General features: G+C 37.1%; 19 protein-coding genes. All 19 read right to left on the bottom strand.

Going from position 1 to position 21,889, the window contains the following annotated elements; genetic code table 11:
• Positions 1-385: 385 nt before the first annotated feature.
• The 19 genes from GI584_RS06150 to GI584_RS06065 all read right to left on the bottom strand — a co-directional run bounded on the left by GI584_RS06150 (position 386) and on the right by GI584_RS06065 (position 21,861).
• Positions 386-1,249 carry a DMT family transporter gene (locus tag GI584_RS06150; protein WP_153790632.1) on the bottom strand — a complete coding sequence of 288 codons (864 nt, stop codon included), beginning with the start codon at positions 1,247-1,249 and terminating at the stop codon, positions 386-388.
• Positions 1,250-1,290: 41 nt separating this feature from the next.
• Positions 1,291-1,446: a hypothetical protein gene (locus GI584_RS23800; protein WP_157801906.1), complete on the bottom strand. Its 156-nt coding sequence runs from the start codon at positions 1,444-1,446 to the stop codon at positions 1,291-1,293.
• Between the two features lie 179 nt (positions 1,447-1,625).
• Positions 1,626-3,344, bottom strand: coding sequence for a CocE/NonD family hydrolase (locus GI584_RS06145; protein ID WP_153790631.1), 1,719 nt, complete (start codon positions 3,342-3,344; stop codon positions 1,626-1,628).
• A gap of 204 nt (positions 3,345-3,548) precedes the next feature.
• The gene (locus GI584_RS06140; protein ID WP_153790630.1) at positions 3,549-4,427 is read right to left on the bottom strand and encodes a glycine betaine ABC transporter substrate-binding protein; all 879 of its coding nucleotides are present in this window, start codon (positions 4,425-4,427) and stop codon (positions 3,549-3,551) included.
• Positions 4,428-4,440: 13 nt separating this feature from the next.
• The gene (locus GI584_RS06135; protein ID WP_153790629.1) at positions 4,441-5,271 is read right to left on the bottom strand and encodes an ABC transporter permease; all 831 of its coding nucleotides are present in this window, start codon (positions 5,269-5,271) and stop codon (positions 4,441-4,443) included.
• Positions 5,268-6,470, bottom strand: coding sequence for a quaternary amine ABC transporter ATP-binding protein (locus GI584_RS06130; protein WP_153790628.1), 1,203 nt, complete (start codon positions 6,468-6,470; stop codon positions 5,268-5,270). Before GI584_RS06130 ends, GI584_RS06135 begins: the two co-directional genes overlap by 4 nt.
• 27 nt (positions 6,471-6,497) lie before the next feature.
• On the bottom strand, positions 6,498-6,962 hold the full coding sequence (locus GI584_RS06125; RefSeq protein WP_153790627.1) for a thioesterase family protein: 465 nt from the start codon (positions 6,960-6,962) through the stop codon (positions 6,498-6,500).
• Positions 6,963-6,983: 21 nt separating this feature from the next.
• Positions 6,984-7,928 (bottom strand): 3-hydroxyacyl-CoA dehydrogenase NAD-binding domain-containing protein, encoded by a 945-nt coding sequence (locus GI584_RS06120; protein ID WP_153790626.1) that lies wholly within the window; start codon positions 7,926-7,928, stop codon positions 6,984-6,986.
• Entirely contained in the window at positions 7,925-8,821 is an 897-nt protein-coding gene (locus GI584_RS06115; protein ID WP_153790625.1) for a beta-keto acid cleavage family enzyme, read from the bottom strand. The genes GI584_RS06120 and GI584_RS06115 overlap by 4 nt, the downstream gene beginning before the upstream one ends.
• Positions 8,822-9,105: 284 nt before the next feature.
• Entirely contained in the window at positions 9,106-9,648 is a 543-nt protein-coding gene (locus tag GI584_RS06110) for a TetR/AcrR family transcriptional regulator (RefSeq protein WP_100361530.1), read from the bottom strand.
• A 445-nt stretch (positions 9,649-10,093) separates the two neighbouring features.
• Positions 10,094-10,834: a type I methionyl aminopeptidase gene (map, locus tag GI584_RS06105; RefSeq protein ID WP_153790624.1), complete on the bottom strand. Its 741-nt coding sequence runs from the start codon at positions 10,832-10,834 to the stop codon at positions 10,094-10,096.
• A 337-nt stretch (positions 10,835-11,171) separates the two neighbouring features.
• Positions 11,172-12,890: a prenyltransferase/squalene oxidase repeat-containing protein gene (locus GI584_RS06100; RefSeq protein WP_153790623.1), complete on the bottom strand. Its 1,719-nt coding sequence runs from the start codon at positions 12,888-12,890 to the stop codon at positions 11,172-11,174.
• 54 nt (positions 12,891-12,944) lie between these two features.
• Positions 12,945-13,778 (bottom strand): carbohydrate ABC transporter permease, encoded by an 834-nt coding sequence (locus tag GI584_RS06095; protein ID WP_100361533.1) that lies wholly within the window; start codon positions 13,776-13,778, stop codon positions 12,945-12,947.
• Positions 13,771-14,640 (bottom strand): carbohydrate ABC transporter permease, encoded by an 870-nt coding sequence (locus tag GI584_RS06090; RefSeq protein WP_100361534.1) that lies wholly within the window; start codon positions 14,638-14,640, stop codon positions 13,771-13,773. Before GI584_RS06090 ends, GI584_RS06095 begins: the two co-directional genes overlap by 8 nt.
• 88 nt (positions 14,641-14,728) lie before the next feature.
• Positions 14,729-15,988, bottom strand: a complete 1,260-nt coding sequence (locus tag GI584_RS06085; protein WP_153790622.1) for an ABC transporter substrate-binding protein — start codon at positions 15,986-15,988, stop codon at positions 14,729-14,731.
• Between the two features lie 338 nt (positions 15,989-16,326).
• Positions 16,327-17,340 carry a LacI family DNA-binding transcriptional regulator gene (locus tag GI584_RS06080; RefSeq protein ID WP_153792931.1) on the bottom strand — a complete coding sequence of 338 codons (1,014 nt, stop codon included), beginning with the start codon at positions 17,338-17,340 and terminating at the stop codon, positions 16,327-16,329.
• A gap of 152 nt (positions 17,341-17,492) precedes the next feature.
• Positions 17,493-18,389: a myo-inosose-2 dehydratase gene (gene iolE, locus GI584_RS06075; protein ID WP_153790621.1), complete on the bottom strand. Its 897-nt coding sequence runs from the start codon at positions 18,387-18,389 to the stop codon at positions 17,493-17,495.
• Between the two features lie 15 nt (positions 18,390-18,404).
• Entirely contained in the window at positions 18,405-20,330 is a 1,926-nt protein-coding gene (gene iolD / locus GI584_RS06070) for a 3D-(3,5/4)-trihydroxycyclohexane-1,2-dione acylhydrolase (decyclizing) (protein WP_153790620.1), read from the bottom strand.
• 70 nt (positions 20,331-20,400) lie between these two features.
• A complete protein-coding gene (locus GI584_RS06065) occupies positions 20,401-21,861 on the bottom strand; it encodes a CoA-acylating methylmalonate-semialdehyde dehydrogenase (protein ID WP_153790619.1) in 1,461 nt (486 codons plus the stop codon).
• Positions 21,862-21,889 lie beyond the last annotated feature (28 nt).

Genomic DNA, 21,889 nt, shown 5'->3' with positions numbered 1-21,889 from the left:
ATATAAGAACTGTTGATTATGAAATGAAGAAATGATTATGGCCATATAACCAAGGCTTTTAGCACAAATACAATTATTTTGATTGATTCACTAAATTATTAATGCCAGATTACTAGGATTTTTTTAACAAATAAAAGAAAATATTGCATCTGACTTTGGGGATTATCATGTGTAGAAACTATATCAAGAGTAAGTATGTGGGTAAATTACAAAACGGCAATGACAACAGTGTGCTAAAATTTAGGATTAACTTTATAGTAATAATCATATTCGAGAAAAGAAGGAGAAAAACGGCCTTAATCTTGTATTTATAGAATTAAGGCCGTTTAGAGATTTTCATTCTACTAAAAAACTTGAAAGATAAAATTACATAAACTAATGAGAGTTAAGATGTACTTTGTGGTCTATTCACAAGATAAATACCAACTAATATAATGGATCCACCTATTAATGTGGAGATATGCAATTGTTCATCCAATAAAAGCCAACCAAATAGTACACCGAATAGCGGAGCTAAAAATAAAAACGAACTTACCTTACCCGGATTCTCATTCTGCAATAGGAAAAACCAGACTGCAAACTGCACAATCGATGCCATGACAGCTAACCATAAAACGATGAATACTGAGCTTGGTGTAATGACCATTTCCACTTGTTCAAAAAAGGCACTCGCCAATAATAACAAAACTCCACCAGCAAGCATTTGGTAGGCAGTTACTACCCATACATCAAGTCTTTTTCCCCATCTATTCATCAACAATGTTGCAATCGCCCAGGAAACCGCACTTAGGAAACCAAGAACAGTACCAATTTGTTGCACATCTAAATCAGCACCTAGCGTAATAAATACACCTAAGAATCCAGCGATTACACCTAACCATTGAGTCCAACGATATTTCGTCCCTAAGAATAATGTTCCGAAAATAACAACAAGTAATGGATTGGTGAAGGTTAAAATCGACGATTCACCAGCCGTTATTGTTCTCATACTTATAAAGATAAAGCCCATCACCCCTGCTGTTTGGAACAAGCCAACCAGCATAATTTGACCCCATTCTCTTAAAGTGTTCGGGTGATCTCGCTTGAATATACGAACCATTATTCCCATCAATATACCTGCCAATGTAAAACGTATCCCAACTAACAGTAAAGGTGATATATAATTTAATCCGATCTTGCCAATCGCAAACGATGATCCCATTAAACTTGTAGTTATAACGATTAATACAGCAAATAATCCTTTGTTCAATGATGTTCCTCTTTTCTAGATTCATTATTAAAATAAAAGTCCTAGAAGGATACGATAACATATTGATTCCATCTAAGATAAGATAATGCTTCACCTTCAAAGCTAACATGCCCCGGATCAATCACTTCCTTAATAGTTTCGCCGTTTTGCTTCTCCACCATTTGTGGAGATACTTCTTCACTACCTTTCGCTCCCAAATCTTTCTTACTAATGATTAATTCCTTGAAAGTTAAAAATATTACAATAGCAACTAAAAGCCAAAAGGAATACTTTACGATTATTCTCCTCTATTCTCTCTCCTAATCATTTATTCATTGTTAGTTTAATAGATGGAGATGAAGATGACATAAAGTTTTGGTCAAAATATCTTTCCAAATCAATCAGGTATAATCGGCAACACAACATGTGATGGATATGCTGCTTGATGAAACACTTTTTGTTTTGCCTTCACCATATCTACGGTATCTAAAGTTGTTTCACCTGTACCTGGATTCACATCATAGCGTGGAAAATCACTGGATGCAATATCAATTCTGATCGAATGACCTGGCAAAAATACATTACTTGTCGGAGATAATTCTATTTCATAGCAATCCACTTCATCAGCTTTACTTTTCCCATTGTGATATTTGGCTCGAACAACACCGTCTGCTAGATTATAAGCCGTCCTATCAGGGAAAACATCGACCAATTTTGCAGTGAAATCTGTATCAACAGCATCAGTAGAAGCCCATAACACCACTTTTGCTGAACCCGTTACTTCTATAGATTCTTCCAATGGATGTGACGTATAGACGAGTACATCTTCTCGTTGCTCTATTACTCGTTGATCACGTGGCCCAGCGTTTCTACCATTATAAAATAAGGTTCCCCCACCATGAGTAGGTACCGGATTTACTGGATCGTGAATATAGTGATCGTTTGGTTCATTTGCAGGGACGATTGTGTTTAAAGTTCCAGTCTGACTATTTGCTTGTCCATCACTATGAAAATAGTAGTTTGTATATATCGTTCGTTGTAATGGCCACTCTTTTTCAGTCCGCCATTCATTAATCCCCATTACAAAAATTTTGACAGGATCTTCATCAGCTTTACGTGTATCGTGATCTTCTTTCAGCCAACGATTGAACCATTTAATGTGGAGGGATGTTAGATCCTCTTCACCATCAATCGAGTGAGCAGAACTATTTACCCCAAAGGAACGCTCACCTAACTCAGAACCAACCATACCATGTCCCCATGGTCCAACGATTAACTGTTGATTAGGATTGTCGGCGCTCATCTGTTCATAATTCATTACTGTCTGACTTAGGAAATTATCATACCAGCCTGCAAGATGATAGGCTGGTATATTCATATAATCAGCATAGTTCTTACCATCTGTATGTGCTAATGCTTTTTGGTTATATTCTTGCTCCATATAATTGCGATAGATGTCGTGCAATACCGGATGTTTCATCACAGGCGGTAAGTCTTTTACTGGTGTGTATTTGTGCCATTCTTCAATCTTATCAAGGTCTTTAGTAAGCTCCTTGATCGCTTTGGTATATTCTTCTGGACTTAACTTTCTTTTTAAATAATCTGGTGCTACAGAGTCAAGCATCCATGTTTCAGAAGAAGCCAATGCAAGTACGCCGTCTCCCCCAAATGGTTCCTTAAAAATGTTTCCAGTCATTGCTGGAAATATTGCTTTTAGCGAAGGTGGCTGTTCTACTAATGCATATAATTGAGTGAATGCATAATAAGATAAGCCAAACATACCCACTTTGCCACTCGAATATGGCAAGCTCGCAGTCCATTCAACAGTGTCATAGCCATCTTTTGCTTCTTGGACAAAAGGTTCGAATTCTCCTTCCGATGCATAGCGACCACGAACATCTTGAATAATCACTATATAGCCTTGCATCACCGTGCGAATTGGATCGATCCATCTATGAGAATAGTTTGGAAGATTTTTATTATAAGGCAAACGGGTAAGTAAAACCGGATAACTCCCTCTTGCTTGTGGACGATAGATATTAGCATATAATGTAACACCATCTCGTAAAGTACAAGGCACTTCCCTATCAACAATTACTTGATTGATTTTTGTCATATAGACCTTCCTTTCGAGCTAAATAACTGTAAATATTAGAAAAACTCGGCTTATCGCCAAGTGCTGGCGAAAGCCGTAGTTTTACTTATACTTTGTACATTCAAAATTTTCACTACGTCGAATTACTCCTCTGCTAAAATTTTGTACTTTTCTAATGTACAACAAGGTCTGTGCTGACTCAGTCAACACAGACACTTATTTACCTTATTCACCTAGCATTTCATCTACTTTATCTTGATTGTTGTCAATCCACTCTTGTGCTACTTCTTCTGCAGGAATTTCTTCTTCTTCAATTTTGACAATCATTTCTTCCACATCGTCAATAGAGATACTCCAATTGCTTAAGAATGCATAGGCATCTGGAGCAGTTTCTTGTATTTCATTATTGGTAATTACTTTAACAGATGCTGTTTCAAAAATACCTTTAGGGTCTTCTAAAACTTTAATATCAAATTTGTTAAACATCGTGTGTGGTCTCCAGCCATAGAAAACAACTGGTTCTTCACTTTCCATTTTACGCATTGCTTGGGCAATCATTCCACCCTCAGAAGAATTAACTTGTGTCACATCAAGCTCATAACTCTCGATTAATCCGTCGATCTCTCCTGTGATACTTGCCCCTTCTTCAATACCATAAATTTCATTACTTAAATTAGCTTCGATGCCTTTTAGGTCTTCGATTGAATTGACATCTTCCATATAAGTTGGCACTACTAACCCAGAATCTGCTTCAGGATAGCTAACTGCTGTTTCTTCAATAGTGTCACTATATTTTTCAATGTATACGTCATGTACTGGGAACCAGCCATCCATAAATACATCGATATCGCCACGAGATAGACCGATATACGTACTACCCGCATCTGCTTGTGTTTGTTCTACGTTATAACCCATATCTTCCAAAATAATTTGGGCAATTTCAGTAGGTGGTACCGTACTTGTCCATGGGGTTACACCTAGTGTAATGGTTTGTTTCTCTTCTGCACCTGCCTCGTCTCCGTTTGCTTCATCACTTTGTTGGGAACATCCCACGATAAACATGACTAGTAAGGCAGTCATCATTGTTAATACTACTTTTTTCATCCTTATCTCTCCTCTATAATTTATTTCCTATACCTTGTGTGATTCGGTCAAGTATAATCGCGATCACCACAATGGCTAAACCACCAATTAAACCAAGACCAACGTTAACCGTTGAAATCCCTGATAATACAATCGAACCAAGTCCTGGGGCACCAATCATCGATGCAACTACTGCCATCGATAGCGCCAGCATAATCGTTTGGTTGATACCAGCCATAATCGTTGGTACCGCAAGTGGTAATTGCACTTTGAACAGTAACTGTTTCGAAGTGGAACCAAATGCTTTTGATGCTTCTACTACTTCTGCTGGTACTTGTATAATTCCTAATCGAGTCATTCTTACTGCCGGTGGAGCCGCGAAAACGAATGTTGCGATTACCGCGGGCACACCACCAAGTCCAAATAATAAAATCGATGGAATTAAATAGACGAAAATAGGTAATGTTTGCATAAAGTCCAATATCGGACGAACCATTTTATCTATCAGATTACTTTTGGCACTTAAAATCCCAACCGGAACACCAAAAATAATCGCGATAATCGTGGAAACAATCACAATGGCAACAGTTTGCATGGTTTCTGCCCATAAATCAACAGAACCGATGTAAAGGCAGCCGATTAAGGTAAACAATGCCGTCCCTTTGCCTGCGAGCTTCCATGCTAATAGTATCAACAGAACTGCGATAATCTCAGGAGGAATCGCAATAATTAGATTAGTTACCCCATCAATAAAAGAGCGAAGTGGAACACTGATACTATCAAAAAAACCACCCATAACTGGTAGTAACCAGTTATTAACAAAATCATTTGTCCAATCTTCTAATGGAAAGTAGAAATAATTCATGTTGATTCCACCTCATCTTTCTCTTTCCCAAGCACTAATCCCGAAAGGATGGAAACACGAGATACAATACCTAATAGCTTTCCATCTTCCTCCACGACAATTGGATATTTAACATCTGCCGCAATACCAATTAAATCATTTAACGGTGTATTAGGAGATGTGGAATGAATGTTATCCGTAATCAGGACTTCTTCCATTGGGATATTGTTTTGATATGCTTTTACCGCATCATCAATCGTTAACAAGCCTTGAAAATTCTTTTCCTTATCGGTAACGAAGATACTGGAAACGCCCGCTTCCTCCATCTTTCTTACCGCTACACGTGGCCCATCTTTATACGTTAATAACACTTCCGGCTTTTTCATCACATGGGACGCTTCTAATACTTTGGAACGGTCGACATCCTTCACAAAGTTGGATACATAATCATTTGCTGGATTTTCTAAAATCTCTTCTGATGTTCCAATCTGGACGATTCTTCCGTCTTTCATGATCGCAATACGATCTCCAAGCTTTAACGCCTCGTCTAAATCGTGGGTAATGAATAATACGGTTTTTCCTAATTTATTTTGAATTTTTAATAGTTCATCTTGCATTTCTTTTCGAATAATCGGGTCTAACGCACTGAACGCCTCATCCATTAAAAGGATGTCAGTATCATTAGCAAGGGCACGAGCAATTCCAACTCGTTGCTGCATCCCACCACTTAATTGACTGGGATAGCTATCCTCATAGCCACTAAGTCCAACATCTTTAATCGTTTCTAGTGCTTTCTTCTCTCGCTCTTGTTTACTAACACCTTGGAGTTCTAAGCCATAAGCGACATTAGCCAAGATTGTTTTATGAGGTAACAAACCAAACTTTTGGAAGACCATCCCTAATTTTTTACGTCTTGTATCAATTAACGTATTCTTATCCATTTTGGTAATGTCTTTTCCATCGATTAAAACTTCTCCATCTGTAGGTTCAATCAACCGATTTACTAATCGTATTAATGTTGATTTACCACTTCCAGAAAGGCCCATAATAACGAAGATTTCTCCAGATTTCACTGCAAATGATGCTTGGTTAACACCAACTGTCATTCCAGTCTTTTCGAGGATTTCACTTTTTTGTTCTCCGTTCTTCAAGCGTTTGAGACCTTGCTGTGGATGAGAGCCAAAGATTTTCGTTATATTATTCACTTCAATCTTATTCATCAACATTCTCCTATCCTTATCGTCTTACTATTTTCGTTTAATTCCGATCGCTCTCCCTACTTGTTTCGGTGCTTCTAGCAGTTTATCTTCGTTCCAGATTGCTTCTACTTGATCAGCAACCGATGCAGGAAAAGGGGCAGGTCGTTCTTGTTCAGTATTCATTCCCATTAACATTTGTTCACTTGTCGCAAGCACGTCTTCGTTCGCATTTTTCATCGTAAAAATAACGTGTAAACGTTTGGCATCGATATCTAATAGTTGTACGGTCACTGTTAACTGTTGATCTTGATGTGCTTCTTGCAAATAACATAGATGTGTTTCTAATGTAAAAATGGTATAGCTGTACTCTTCGCGAGCTTCTGCACCTAGTCCGATCTCATCAATAAAGGCATCGACAGCCAGACTAAATACTTTCGCATAGGCGGCGTCATTCATATGGCCGTTATAATCGACCCAATTGTGATGCACATAATCTTGGTATTGAAATGCCATAGTTACATAACCTCCAGATAATTAAATTTTAGATTGAGGCCAATAATCTTCTACTAAATCTAGTAATTTTACTAAAAATTCATTTCGCTTATCTTCTAATTCAGAAATTGGAACATCACCTGCATGGCTTTCACAGCCTTCAATTACTTTTTCTTTTAAATCCTTTGTTAGCTCAGGTGCTTCTAATTTTGTCCATGGCTTTTTCAATGCTGGACCAAATTGTTCAAGCATATGGCGCATCCCTTGTTCTCCACCTGCTAAATGGAATGTTAAGAAAGGTCCCATTTGAGCCCAACGAAGTCCTGCACCATAAATAATTGCAGCATCGGCTTCTTCTGTCGTGACAATGCCATCATTAACAAGGTGAAGTGCTTCACGCCATAATGCTTCCATCAAACGATCGGCTACATGGCCTTCGATTTCTTTCTTAATCACTAATGGTTTCATTTGAATAGATTGATAGAATGCTTTTGCTCTTTCCATCTGTACGTCATCCGTTGCTCTCCCGCCAACAAGTTCAACAAGCGGTAAAATATATACTGGGTTAAAAGGATGCGCAACAATCACACGTCCAGGATGCTGTAAGCCTTCTTGTAATGTAGTTGCCGTAATTCCGGATGTACTAGATCCAACGATCGCATCAGGCTTCGCGTGTTGATCAATACTAGTTAACACACTTTTCTTAATATCTTCACGCTCTGGCACATTTTCCTGAATAAAATCAGCGGATTGAACAGCTTCCTCTAATGTAGAAACGAATGTTAAACGATCTTGAGAAGCGCCTTCTGCCAGACCAAGCTTTTCTAGTTCTGGCCAAACTTGTGCGACCACGTTACGTGTACGCTCTTCCGCTCCTTCAGCAGGATCAAATGCGATAACATCTTGTCCTTGAGCTAAAAATCTTCCTATCCAACCATTCCCTATTACACCTGTACCAATCACAGCTACTGTATTTGTATTACTCATGCTTTCTCGCCTCCATGGGGATTTCGTAATCCGAATTGTAGTCTGGCTTCTTCTGGTGTCATTATTTCGATATCATTGCTGTTTAGCATGGTAACTGCTTTATCGACAAGTTGGTCATTACGAGCAAGTACACCTTTGGATAGATATATGTTATCTTCCAAACCAACACGCACATTTCCGCCTAACTGAGCAGTTTGTGCAAGAATTGGTAACTGCATACGTCCAATACCAAATGCTGACCAATGTGCATTCTCCGGAAGACGATCTCTCATATAAAGCATTGTCTCCACATCTGCATCCATTCCCCATGGGATTCCCATACAAAATTGGAACATTGGATCGCCATCGATTAATCCTTCATTTACGAGTTGTTTGGCAAAACGAAGATGTCCAGTATCGAAACATTCTAATTCTGGTTTTACTCCACTTTGTTGAATCAATTTCGCTTGTTCTCTTAACCAATCAGTTGGACTCATGTAAATCATATCTCCGAAGTTTACGGTACCACAGTCGAGTGTACACATTTCTGGAAGTAATTCACCAACGGGCTCATGACGTTCTGCCGGTGTTTGAATATCTGTTCCATTTCCACCAGCTGCAGGCGTGTCTAAACTAGGAATGAAGTCACCGCCACCTCCAGAAGTAATATTGATAATCACGTCTGTTTCCGATTCACGAATCCGATCGACAATTTCACGGTAATGATCGACATTGTGGCTAATACCACCTGTTTTCGGATCACGAGCATGCACATGTGCTACAGTTGCACCAGCTTTTGCTGATTCGATCGCTGCTTCCGCAATTTCTTTCGGTGTTACCGGAACATAAGAGCTCTTTGTTGTTGTATCACCTGCACCTGTTACTGCAGCTGTTAGTAATACTTTGTTCTTCATTAGATAGCCTCACTTTCTTTGTTTAGATTGCATTTTATATTTCATAAATCATTCATAATTTGTATACCATCCGGACGGTTTTTTTATCACAGTTAGAAACTATACCATCTGGACGGTTCATTTTCAACCCTTGATAGAATGGAAAGGGATTTCATTGGAGACTTTGGGGGATAAGAAGGTAGTGCTCACGACTGTCAAAACAGTGGTTTACCGTTTTTCGACAAAAAATTGCAAAAAAATAAAAACACCAGCTATTAGTGGTGTTTTGTTCAAAATATTCCTATTTAATCTGGTTCGTTTGCCCAATCTTTGAGCTTTTTATATACTGCTTCTTTCTTTTCTGGTTCAATATGATAAATATCAAATAACTCGGATAACCAAATCCCATCGGTAGCCAAACGAATGATGGTAGCTTTAATTGGATCTATTCCGTCATGTTCTATTTCATGTTGCCACTCTGTATAAAGTTCACGAATAGGATCCAATGAATCAGAACTTACTGCCTTTGCTGCAAGTAACCCATAGTGCATATCTTTGTTTTGATATGCTTGATTAAAAGTTACATCAACATATGCTCGCACCCATTTTCCTTTATCTACAGGATCTTCCTCTGCATTATTAGCTATTTTCTCTCGATAATCGTTCGCTAAGTGTTCTACCATCCCTTGTACAAGTGCTTCTTTAGATGGGAAATGATAAAGCAAACCACCTTTACTAATACCTGCTTCCTTTGCTGTAGCTTCAAGTGTTAAATTAAATATACCTTTCTCGCCAACGACTTTCGATGCAGCATGAAGGATTTCCACTTTTCTAGAATTTCTACCCATTCGAGATCTCCTCTTTTTTTATACTTGTGATATTACTATACTATCCGGACGGTATACTTTTCAATCATTTTTTTGGAGTTTTTTTAGAAAATAGTTTAATTTGGATTTATTAGTGATAAAAAACGCGAGGCATGTATCACCCTTTATTTTTTATGACTTTTTACAATTTAAGTCTTGATAATTCTAAAGGTGAGTATGTATGAGAGTTTTATGGTACTTATTTACTTTTGGTACCTTCTTGATTGCATTACTCGCTTTGATATTCTCACTGATCTAACGAAAATAGACCTCCTTATTAACCGACAAATTGAGTAGGAGAGGTCTATCGAACCTAGATAACCGATCCCTCTGGGGGAGCCGCTTATCCATATTGTTTTATAAAAAATTTGATTATTTTCTACTTGTGTTGCTAAGGCAGTCGCGCCTTATTGTGGTATTAGTGCTCTTACAATGTAGTAATAATCGGCCCTTCCTTCGTAAGAATAATCGTATGTTCGTATTGAGCCACAAAGCTTTCATCGGTTAGGAAGGTCCATCCATCTTCGGATTGGAAAACTTCTTCTTCAAATGTAGAGATAAAAGGTTCAAAGGCAATTACCATACCATCTTTTAAAATTTCGTCATCCCAGCGAGAGTAGTAATTGAAAATATGTTCTGGTGCTTCATGAATGGAGAGCCCAACACCGTGTCCAGTAAGGTTTTTTATGACTGTTAAGCCATGCTGTTTTGCTACATTGTGTACAGCTTTTCCGAGCGCGCTTTTTTTCGAACCTGGTTTTGCCTTCTTAAGTCCAGCGTCGAATGCTTCTTTAGCAACGTCACATATTTTCTGTAAAATTTCCTCTCCCTTCGAAACTACAAAGGAAATTCCGGTATCTGCAAAATACCCGTTTTTCGAACCTGAAACATCAATATTTACAAGGTCCCCTTCCTGAATGGTCCGTTTACTCGGAATCCCGTGCGCTACTTCTTCATTTATACTAATGCACGTAATCCCTGGAAAATCGTATTCTCCTTTGGGTGCAGATTCAGCTCCTGCTTTTTCAAACATCTCTCCTGCCATTTCATCGAGTTCTTTTGTAGTAATTCCAGGTTTCGTACAATGAACTAATTCATCTCGAATCGCACCACAAATTTCACCAATTTCTTTTAATCCATTAAAATCCTCTTCAGTCTTTGCAATCATCGTATACCCTCACTTTTTAAAGTATTTTATGATCAGTATTCCATTTAGATTCTAGTATAAACAGAACGGCTTTTTCTTCAACAAAAGGTTCGCTGACAGAATAGGTAATCAGAAGAACACCATTCTCAATTCCTAAAATTTAAAAGTATATTATATCATTCTAGTATGCACAAAAAAGAGGATATTAGCTATTATATTAACTAATTATCCTCTTATTATTATTATAGTCTATTTAATTCACTAAGGGGATTAGCCGACCTTACACTAAAAAAACATTGATCCTTATTCAGCACATTACATAAGAACACATTCTTTCTGGGTGTTTCTATGTAAAAGCTTAAGATAAAAACAGTTTAAATTGTTTCTTACTTGGGGAAACCAGATTTACTCGATAGATTTGGAGATTTTTACTTGCACTTATATCTCCTAAAGATTTTTGCCAATGTTCATATCCTCCAGTTAATAGCGTCATTTTATCGTGTTCATCTTGAATAACTAAGGAATCATTTTTCCAAAAATAATTATTCTCTTCGATTTTTTCGATTCCGTTTCCTTTAATTTTTATATTTGAATCAAAAATAAAAACAGCTTGAATAAACACATCCCGTAAGCCATCTGTTTGTAATTGAATGGTCCATTCATTTTCTTCTCTCTTAATATCTACCCAAACTCGATGAGTCTGCGTATGTGTAGACTCTCTTAATTGATGGGGAAGAAGATACCATACACTTGTATCACTTCGCATGCTCCTACTTGATATTGGTAAAGGTCCCGTGTAGCCTTTTTCTAATACAGTTGATAAGCGATAACCACCATCTATTCTCTCTACTGAATCAAATTCGATTACACCTGGGGAAAAACTAGTATATATCTGAGTACCCAACAGTTTTATATTACCGTGACGCAAAGAGAAAAACGATGGATTCATCCCCATTATTGTCGCACTTATATCATTTTTACGATATCTTACAGTTTGTGCACCAAAAGAAGTATGCATGCTACTATGTTTTATTTTAGAGTGATGACCTACTGTTTCCATTTTGTTCAAATTATCTTTCACATTATAATTCTCGTTAATAAATAGTTCGTATTCTTTTGGTAGTTCATCTCTTTCAATACCCTCATCCTGAATAAAAGGAAAAGCTAGGTAACCAAGCATAATATGATTATTGACAGGGCCTATGTCCTTAAAATTTTCTAATGCTAAATCAGCCATCGCCATATATTGGGGGTTTTCATCCTTAAAGGCCATTAATCGGTATATTAAGTGATATGGGGACAAATCAAACGTGTTTCCCAGATCTTGTCTACCCGAATAATCGGTAACAACCTCCCCATTTGGATGTACAAGAAACTTCATCATATCGAGATTTTTTCGTATATAATTAAATAATTCAGGCTTACCTAATAGTGATGCCGTATGATATAAACAAATATTGCTGACAGCGTTATATATACCATTACTTCTTTCCGTCCATTCACCATCCTCTGTTATATCCATTCCTTCTTGCAACCATTCTTCTGCTCTTTGTTTTAATTCTGGCTTATTAAAGATAGTATAAAGGTTTGACAGGGCCGAAGCCAAAACCCAACGATGATTAGGGGTATGACAACCTCCAGTTAACATAGCAGGAATGGTTCTTTGTAAAAATAACTTGATCTTTTTCTTTAACTCCTCAGCACCATCTTTTTGTAATAACCAATAAAGTTGTGCAAATCCTGTTATTATGAAAGCCGTATCTGGTGGTGAATGATAATTTGTCCAACCCGGTGATATCGTTCCATCCTCGTGTTGTTGGTTTAACATATAATCTAATGCATATTCAATCTTTTCTTTCAATTTCATTTGATGATAGTATTCTGAATCTTTATTAACATACGAGCATACCCAACTCCCAATCACACTACCAGTACCAGTGTGACTAGGACTTGGTATACCTGTAGATAGATTTATAATTCCTCCGAAGTATCTGCTATTTCTATCATTCACTTGATGTTTTATATACATTTTAGTGTTTTCATCATTTTTATGAACAAGTTGGTTATACCAATTCATTCTTCTTACCTCCTCTTGGATAGCTATTAAATCGAGTTTCTAGATTTGAATATACTATCCTTTCAAACCTGAAGTCGCACCTGTATCCATGATATACCGTTGGAATACAATGAAAATAATGATCATTGGAACTAGAGATATAATAGAAGACGATAGTAATAACACCCAGTCTATATTATCTGCTCCAATAAGACTGCGTAATGCAATTTGAACAGTATATTTATTAGGATCACTCAATACAATTAACGGCCAAATATAATCATTCCATCTCCATTGGAAAGAAAAGATCGCTAATGTAATGACTACAGGTTTAGCTATTGGTAACATCAACTGGAAGAATATTTTCCCTTCATGCGCACCATCAATTCTAGCAGATTCTAATAAATCATTAGGTACAGTCATGAAATACTGACGGAACATAAATATCCCTGTTGCAGTATTAATGGATGGAATGATTAAACCTGACAAACTATCATAAAGCCCTAACTCCAAAATCACGGAGAAAGTTGGAGTCATAATGACCTCTGTAGGCAACATAGTTGTCGCTAACATACAGATTAAAAAGACATTTAACCATTTATAGTTGTATTTAGCCAAGGCAAAACCACAAGTGGCACTTGCTATAACGGTTAATAAGGTTGTGATTACTGCTACGATCAACGTATTGATAAAGTATTTAATAAACTGCATGGTAGACCATGAGTATGCATAGCCATCCACCGTAGGGGTTTCAGGGAGAATGGTTAAAGGATACGAAAACAACTCACTTCCCGGTTTAAGAGAACTTAGTAATAACCACAAAATAGGGAAAAGGTACATAAAAGCAACTATAAAAAGTGCTGTAGTTAGCATTACTGTTGAAAATCTGTCGGTTAATTTACTATTCATCTACCCTTCCCCCTTTTGCAAATTTAAATTGTATTAATGAGAATACAAGTAAGATGACAAACAACACCATGGATGCTGCACTTGCATATCCTACTTTCATTTGGTCAAAGCCTGTTTCATAGATGTATTGGACAATAAAAGTTGTATCTGTTCCAGGCCCACCATTGGTCAAAGATTGAACCATTGGAAATTCCTTCATCAAATTGAATACAGCCAGTAAAATAACTAGAAATGATGTTGATCTAATAGAAGGTAAGGTGATGTGCAAAAACTTTTGCCATCCAGAACCTCCATCTACATCTGCTGCTTCATATAGTGACTTTGGAATACTGATCAGTGCCCCCATGAATATAAGCATATTAAATGCTGTACCTCCCCAGGCTGTAGCAAACAACACAACTAAAAAAGCAAAATTTCCATTTGATGACCATGGTATCGGATCTCCGCCAATTAGCTGAATCATATAATTAACGAAACCAAAACTTTCACCAAACATCCATCTCCAAAGAACACCTACTACTATAGGAGAAACTAGCCATGGAAAGAAGAAAATAACTTTTGCAACATTTTTACCTTTTGTATGCTTACTGGTAAGCATTACGGAGACAAATAGGGAAGTTACATATACGAAAGGAACACCTATCAATGTATATAAGAATGTCCGTGACATAGCCTTATAAAAACTAGAATCTTGAAACAAATTAATATAGTTTTCTAATCCAATAAACGTTGCTACATTGCCGTTATATTCTGTCAATGAATAGTAGACACCTAAAATAGCTGGCCATGCAAAAAAGACAAGAAACAACACCAAGTTTGCAGCTATAAAAATAAATGCCCATTTTTTATTTGTATCTTTCATGAAGTTCTGTCCCCTCCTTCATTCCTACGTCTTTTACTATATTCAGTAATGAATAGCGACCATATTAAATGGCCGCTACTACTATATATTAATCTATATAAGCTTCGGTCATTTCTACTTTGACATTTTCAATTGCTTCGTCTAAACTTTGCTCATCATTTAAAGTAGTGATCATTTCATCGGCTAAGGAACTACCGAGACTTCTTTGGGATATTAATTGTTTTACAACTAATTCATTACGCTGTTGACTTGCAATTGGATCTGAAGCAGCAATCTCGTCTTGATAAAGTTGATATGCCTCTTGAGCTAATTCATATTCAACCTCTGCATCTTCCGTTACCGGTAAGTAACCACCGTATGTCGCCAACTCTTCGTAGTTTTCTTTTTGATATAACCAATCAATAAATTCTCTCGCTTGTTCTTCTTGACCGGACCCCTCAAATCCTACTAAGTAGTTCCCGCCAAGATTGGTAGCCCTTACATCTTCGTACGGCATATACACTGCTTCCCATTCAAAATCTTCAATATTTGAAGCGAAATCTGTTATTTGCCAAGAACCTGACATGTAAGCAGCAACTCTACCACTCTTAAACATGGATGAAGCATCTTCCCCTGCTGTCCACACTGCTTTTGGCATAATCGTATTATCATTCATATCTATAAATCGTTGAAGTGCATCTTCTGTTTCTTCGTTTGTCGTATATTCATCACCATCTGGATAGAAACCCTTACTTCCATGCTGATATAAAAATGCATTTAATCTATGTTCTGAGTTATCCATTACCATCCCGTATTGTGCATCTGTTTCTTCCACTACTGTACTTATTGAATTTAGAAATTCTTCCCATGTCCACACTTCTTCTTCACTTTCTGGATAAGAAACACCAGCTTCTTCAAACAAAGATTTATTAATAAACATACCAACTGCCGTAAGATCTAATGGTGGGGCTACTAATTTATCTTCAACCGTAATTCCCATATCAACCATCACATTATTTTGTTCAGCAACCTCCGTTAAATCCATTAACTTTCCGTTCCAAGCTGGATTAAAACCTGTAACACGAGCCAATGCTGGTGGTTCTTCTGCCCGCATCATATTAGTTATTTTGGTAACCATATCATCATAAGGAACATCCACAACCTCAATCTCTACACCAGTCTCTTCTGTATATTTCTCTGACATTTTAGTTAAAGCAGAACCTTCTACAGTGTCACCAGATACATAAAACTGCATTTTTTCTCCGTTAGATTCAGACCCTGATTCTCCATTAGATTCACTATTATTACCTGAACATGCCACTAATATAGTTGATAGTAATACAAAGAGTAATAAAAATGTCTTCTTCACACTTAACCTCTCCTTTTTAAATAATTCCACACGAATTGTAAGGGCTTTCCTTTTTTCTATTAAAAAAATATCTCTTCCTTTCTTACTAGACAATCTAGTTAAGCGCTTTCTCACTTTGTATTCTATCAACTAATCTATTTAAAAACAAGTCTTTTATTTGAATTTTTAAAATATTTATTATAACGTCTTATAATGTCGGCTTATTTCATACATCAACACACAAGATCTTGATACTAGCAAAAAGAAAGAACAGTGCGGAATTCCACACTGCCCTTTCTTTTTTGCTATATTTTAGTTAAGCGTTTAATTTTTGGAAAATAATAAATTTACCACCTATATCATGCCTTGGTAAAATTATTACAAACCCCTGAAGTGTTCCTTACCATCAGTTTTGGTTTAAACAATATTCGCTCAGCATTTGGTTCCTCATTATTAATATTGCTAACAATAACATCAACTACTTTTTTCCCCATTTCATTAATAGGTTGAGCAACAGTAGTAAGAGAAGGGACTGTCGTCGTAGCCAAAATAGTATTATCAAATCCAACAACGGACATATCCACAGGGATATTAATACCATGTTCTCTTGCGCCTTGAATAACGCCAATTGCTATTAAATCGTTACATGCAAATATAGCAGAAGGTCTTTCTTTTTTCTTTAGAATTTCTTCCAAACTCTTCTTTCCATTTTCAATAGAGGCTGTTGTCTGTATTACCATGTCTTCCTGATATTTATATCCATTCGTTTCATATGCTTCTCTAAATCCATAAATTCTCATTTTACTACTTAACCTTTGTTCAGCGATTATTACTATATTTTGATGACCCAAAGACAACAAATGAGAAGTAGCCTCAAAACCACCAGTAAAATCATCTACAGAAACTGAGGTCACACCTAAAGAACCTGCATCTTGTGTTAACATCACTAGCGGTATCCTCGTATTTTTTATATCTTCTAATAACTTTTTCTCATGAAAAGATGAAGCAATAATGAAGCCATCTACTTGTTTCCTACGTAATAATTCCAAATACTTTTTTTCCTTTTCTTCATCTTCATCTGTACTACACATAATCACACTCAAGCCTCTCTCATGGGCTCTGTCTTCAATCGTTCTAGCCATTTCAGAAAAGAAAGGATTAGATATATCCGGAACCAATAAACCAAGTGTCTGCGTTTTCTTTCCAGTTAAAGCAGAAGCCATAACACTAGGAAAATAATTTAATTCCTCCATTACTTTCATGACCTTTTGTCTTGTTGTATCTCGCATATTCCCAGTATTATTAATCACTTTTGATACTGTAGCTATTGAAACACCAGCTTTTTCTGCCACATCATAAATTGTAACCTTCACTTTATCACCAACTTCCATTAACCATAAGACTTATGATAACCTTTACAAAGAAAATTACAATACTATCTTATCATATTTCATTGATAAAATAACATTGTAATAATTTGTTCAAACTAGATTTTATCTTTTATTAAAAAATGAAATAGTATGCGTTAAATACCGGCTTCTTCTCGCAAATATTTTCGCGCAATTAATGCATATTCTAATGGATTTGCCTTTTCTGGATTCTGTTCCGCCTCCACTAATAACCAACCTTTATAGGTTGACTGAGAGAGCATTTCAAAGACCGGTTTAAAATCATAGGAGCCATCTCCTGGAACGGTAAACACACCTTCCTTAACTGCTTGCAGAAAACTTAACTTCTCTCTTTTTACAAGTTCAGCTACATCATTCCGAACATCTTTTAAGTGAACATGTTTAATACGATGTAGGTATTTATTTAAAATATAAAGCGGATCATCCCCAGAAAAATAAAGATGCCCTGTATCAAATAATAAATACACAAAATCTTCCTCGGTCATGTCCATTAATCGGTCGATTTCTTCAGATGTCTGCACACCAGTTCCCATATGATGATGAAACACCAACTTCATATCTTTTTCTTTCGCTAATTCTCCAAGTTTATTTAGTCCGTCAGCTAAAACATGCCATTCTTGTTCTGAGAATATTGGTTTGTTTTCAAATAACGGTGTATCCATTTCTCCTTGAATACTTTTTCCTTGCTCAGATACCACAATCACCTTTGACCCCATTGCATATAAGAAATCTCGATGCTTAACAAATGCTTCTTGCGTTTCTTCATATGGCTTCGTAGTTAAGTAAGCACTAAACCATGCACTTGCGATACTTAGACCTCTTAGTTGAAGTGAATTCTTTAGTTTATCTACATCTTTTGGGTATTTATTACCGACTTCTGTACCCGTAAAACCTGCCAAAGCCATTTCACTAACACATTGTTCAAATGTAATATCGCCACCTAGTTCAGGCATATCATCATTTGTCCAACCAATTGGCGCAATCCCTAATTGGATAGCATTTTTATCAAACATAGTCTCACTCCTTATTTAATATTTTCTAGCTGATGCTAACTTCTCTTTTCTTGCTTTGGCTGATTGCTGAATAGCTGAATTCTTTGCTACTTCCGCTATACCAACGTTCCACCAAGCATCGTAACCATGTGTCATCGTTTTAGGTAATACTTTGATATCAATTAAGGTGGATACTGATTGTTTTTTGGCATCCTCTATTGCTGCAATTAATTCTTCAGGTGTAGTAGCAGTATAAGTTGTCACGCCATAAGCTGCAGCACTTTCTGCGTAGGATATAGGTAAAATATCGCCTGTAAGTTGACGTGTCTGTTGATCACGCTTGCGAAATTCTGTACCAAAACTGCCCATTCCATGATCCATTTGTAAGTTATTAATGCAACCAAATCCTGCATTATCAAATAACAGTACGTTAATCTTCTGGCCTTCTTGAATACTAGTAATCAACTCTGAATGTAGCATTAAATAACTGCCATCCCCGACCATTGCGTAAACTTCTTGTTGAGGTGAAGCCAGCTTAACACCTAGTGAACCTGAAATTTCATATCCCATACAGGAATAGCCATATTCTAAGTGATAGGTATTAGGTCTACGATTGATCCACATTCTCTGCAGGTCACCTGGGAGGCTTCCTGATGAACCTACAATAATAGAATCATCTGTAATGTGTTGATTAATCACGCCGATAGCTTGCGTTTGTGTTAAAGAAGCTTGTAACACCTTTTGATATTCTTCTAATTGTTCATCTAAATGCCCTTCAATTTCTGGGGTGAAATCGGATGATTGATTGTTTACGTTATATAAGCGTCTAACTTCTTCCTGCCATTCTTTTTTAATATGAGTTATTTCGTCTTTGTAAGACGTATGGTAATCATGTTGCAACAATTGCTGATTCAACTGTTCTAATGCAATTTTTGCGTCTGCAACAAGCTTGTGTGCATCTAATTTTGAAGCATGATAGTCTGAATTATTAATAGAAACAAAATCGACATCCTTATGTTGGAACAATTGTTTAGATGATGTGGTGAAATCGGTAAATCTCGTTCCAATACCGATGATCAAATCAGCTTGATTAGCTATACGATTCGCGGCGAAGTTTCCTGTTACTCCAATCCCGCCAAGGTTTAGTGGATGATCACTTACTACTGCACTCTTACCCGCTTGGGTTTCTCCAAAAGGAATATTATATGTTTCACAGAACGATGCTAGTACATTACCTGCCTCACTGTAACGAACACCTCCACCACAAATAATGAGTGGTCGTTGTTTTTCTTTGATCAAGCTCACCACTTGATTTAATTCGTAATCATCTGGTTTCCTTTTGTGAAATCGATGTACCCTTTTTTTAAAAAAATAGTCAGGGTAATCATATGCCTCAGTCTGAACATCCTGTGGAATAGCTAGTGTAACAGCACCTGTCTCCGCTTGTCTCGTTAACACTCTCATCGCATTAATTAGAGCAGTCATTATTTGCTCTGGTCTTGTTATTCTATCCCAATATTTACTTACAGGCTTAAATGCATCGTTCGTTGATATCGTCGGGTCATGCGCTTGCTCTATTTGTTGTAAAACAGGATCTGGTTGGCGCGTGGCAAACGTATCTCCCGGAATTAATAAGAGTGGTATATTGTTAGCTGTAGCTGTGGCTGCAGCTGTTACCATATTGGCTGATCCAGGACCTACAGATGATGTACAGGCAATTAATTGTTGATGAAGCTTTTGTTTGGCAAATGCAGCGGCAGCATGCGCCATTCCTTGTTCATTCCGTCCTTGATATACCTCTAAATCCCCACTTTCCTCTTCCAACGCCTGACCTATACCTAATACGTTCCCATGGCCAAAAATAGTAAAAATACCCTTGAATAATTTATTTTCTTGACCGTCTACTTCGATATATTGTTGATTAAGAAATTTTACTAGAGCTTGTGCAGTTGTAAGTTTCATAAAATCACCTCAATCTATTTGATTAAAAGGTTGTTAGATATTGAGATGTCATATCTAACAACCTTTCTTCTTATACCCAACGGGCTGTCACAACTTTCTTTCTCGTGTAAAATTCTAAGCCATCTTTTCCATTTGCATGGAGATCTCCATAAAAGGAATCCTTCCAACCCGAGAATGGAAAGAATGCCATCGGTGCTGGTACTCCAATATTTATTCCTAGCATGCCAGCATCAATTTTTTCGCGGAAAGTACGGACACTCCCACCATTATTGGTAAATAAACATGCTCCATTTGCAAATCTAGAACGATTGGTTAAGTCAATAGCTTCGTCAAGGTTCTTCACTCTAGCGATCGACAATACCGGAGCAAAAATTTCATCTTGCCATATCTTCATTTGACTTGTTACTTGATCAAAAATAGTCGGTCCTACATAGTAACCTTTATCTTGATTTTTCTGATCATTTCTTCCATCACGAATTAATTGAGCTCCTTCGTTTATCGCTGTTTCTATATATTGTAGCGTTCTCTTTTTGTGGTCTTCACGAATGACTGGTCCTAGAAAGACATTCTCATCCAGACCATTTCCGATATTTATTTCATTTGCTTTTTGTACCATTAAATCAATAAAATCATCTGCAATATCCTCTTCGACTGCTACAACTGAACATGCCATACACCGCTCACCTGCAGAGCCAAAGGAAGCATTCAAGATTTGTGTTGCCGCGTTTTCTAGATTTGCATCTTGTAAAACAATCGAATGGTTTTTAGCTCCTGCCAATGCTTGAACCCGTTTAAGATTTTCTGTCCCTCGTTTATACACATATTCTGCAACAGGCTGTGAGCCAACAAAAGAAATGGCTTTGACATCTTGGTGATCTAATAGACCATTTACAACATCATGCGCACCGTGCACCACGTTTAGCACTCCTTTTGGCAAGCCTGCTTCTTCAAATAATTCGGCCAATCGATTTGCTAAAAGCGGCGTTTTCTCTGATGGTTTTAATATGAAAGTATTACCTGCTACAATCGCTAACGGGAACATCCAGCATGGCACCATGCCCGGAAAATTAAATGGTGTAATTCCACCAACGACTCCAATTGGATAACGGTATACACCAGATTCTAATCCTGTAGCAATAGAAGGCAACTGAGAACCCATCATCAAAGTCGGCGCACCCGATGCAAATTCAACACACTCAATGGCACGAAGCATCTCACCGTGTGCTTCTTTTAAATTTTTACCATTTTCTTTGGTAATAATCTCCGCTAATTCGTCCCAGTGTTCGACTAATAATTGTTGATACTTAAAAAGGATCCGCGCTCTCTTTGGAACGGGAACTTCCTTCCATGATTCAAATGCCTCTTGAGCAGCTTCAACAGCCCGATCCAAATCTTCCTTTGTAGACAGTGGCACCCTCGCCACTTGCTCTCCAGTAGCAGGATTATAAACAACTTCTTCTTGTTCACTTTGAATATCTACCCATTTTCCACCGATAAAGTTCTGAAGTCTGGGTATTTGTGCATTTGTCATATAGATCTCCTCCCTAATTGCGATCTTC

The organism is Gracilibacillus salitolerans (assembly GCF_009650095.1).
GTDB lineage: Bacteria > Bacillota > Bacilli > Bacillales > Amphibacillaceae > Gracilibacillus > Gracilibacillus salitolerans.
This window is presented reverse-complemented; position numbering and strand designations above follow the sequence as displayed.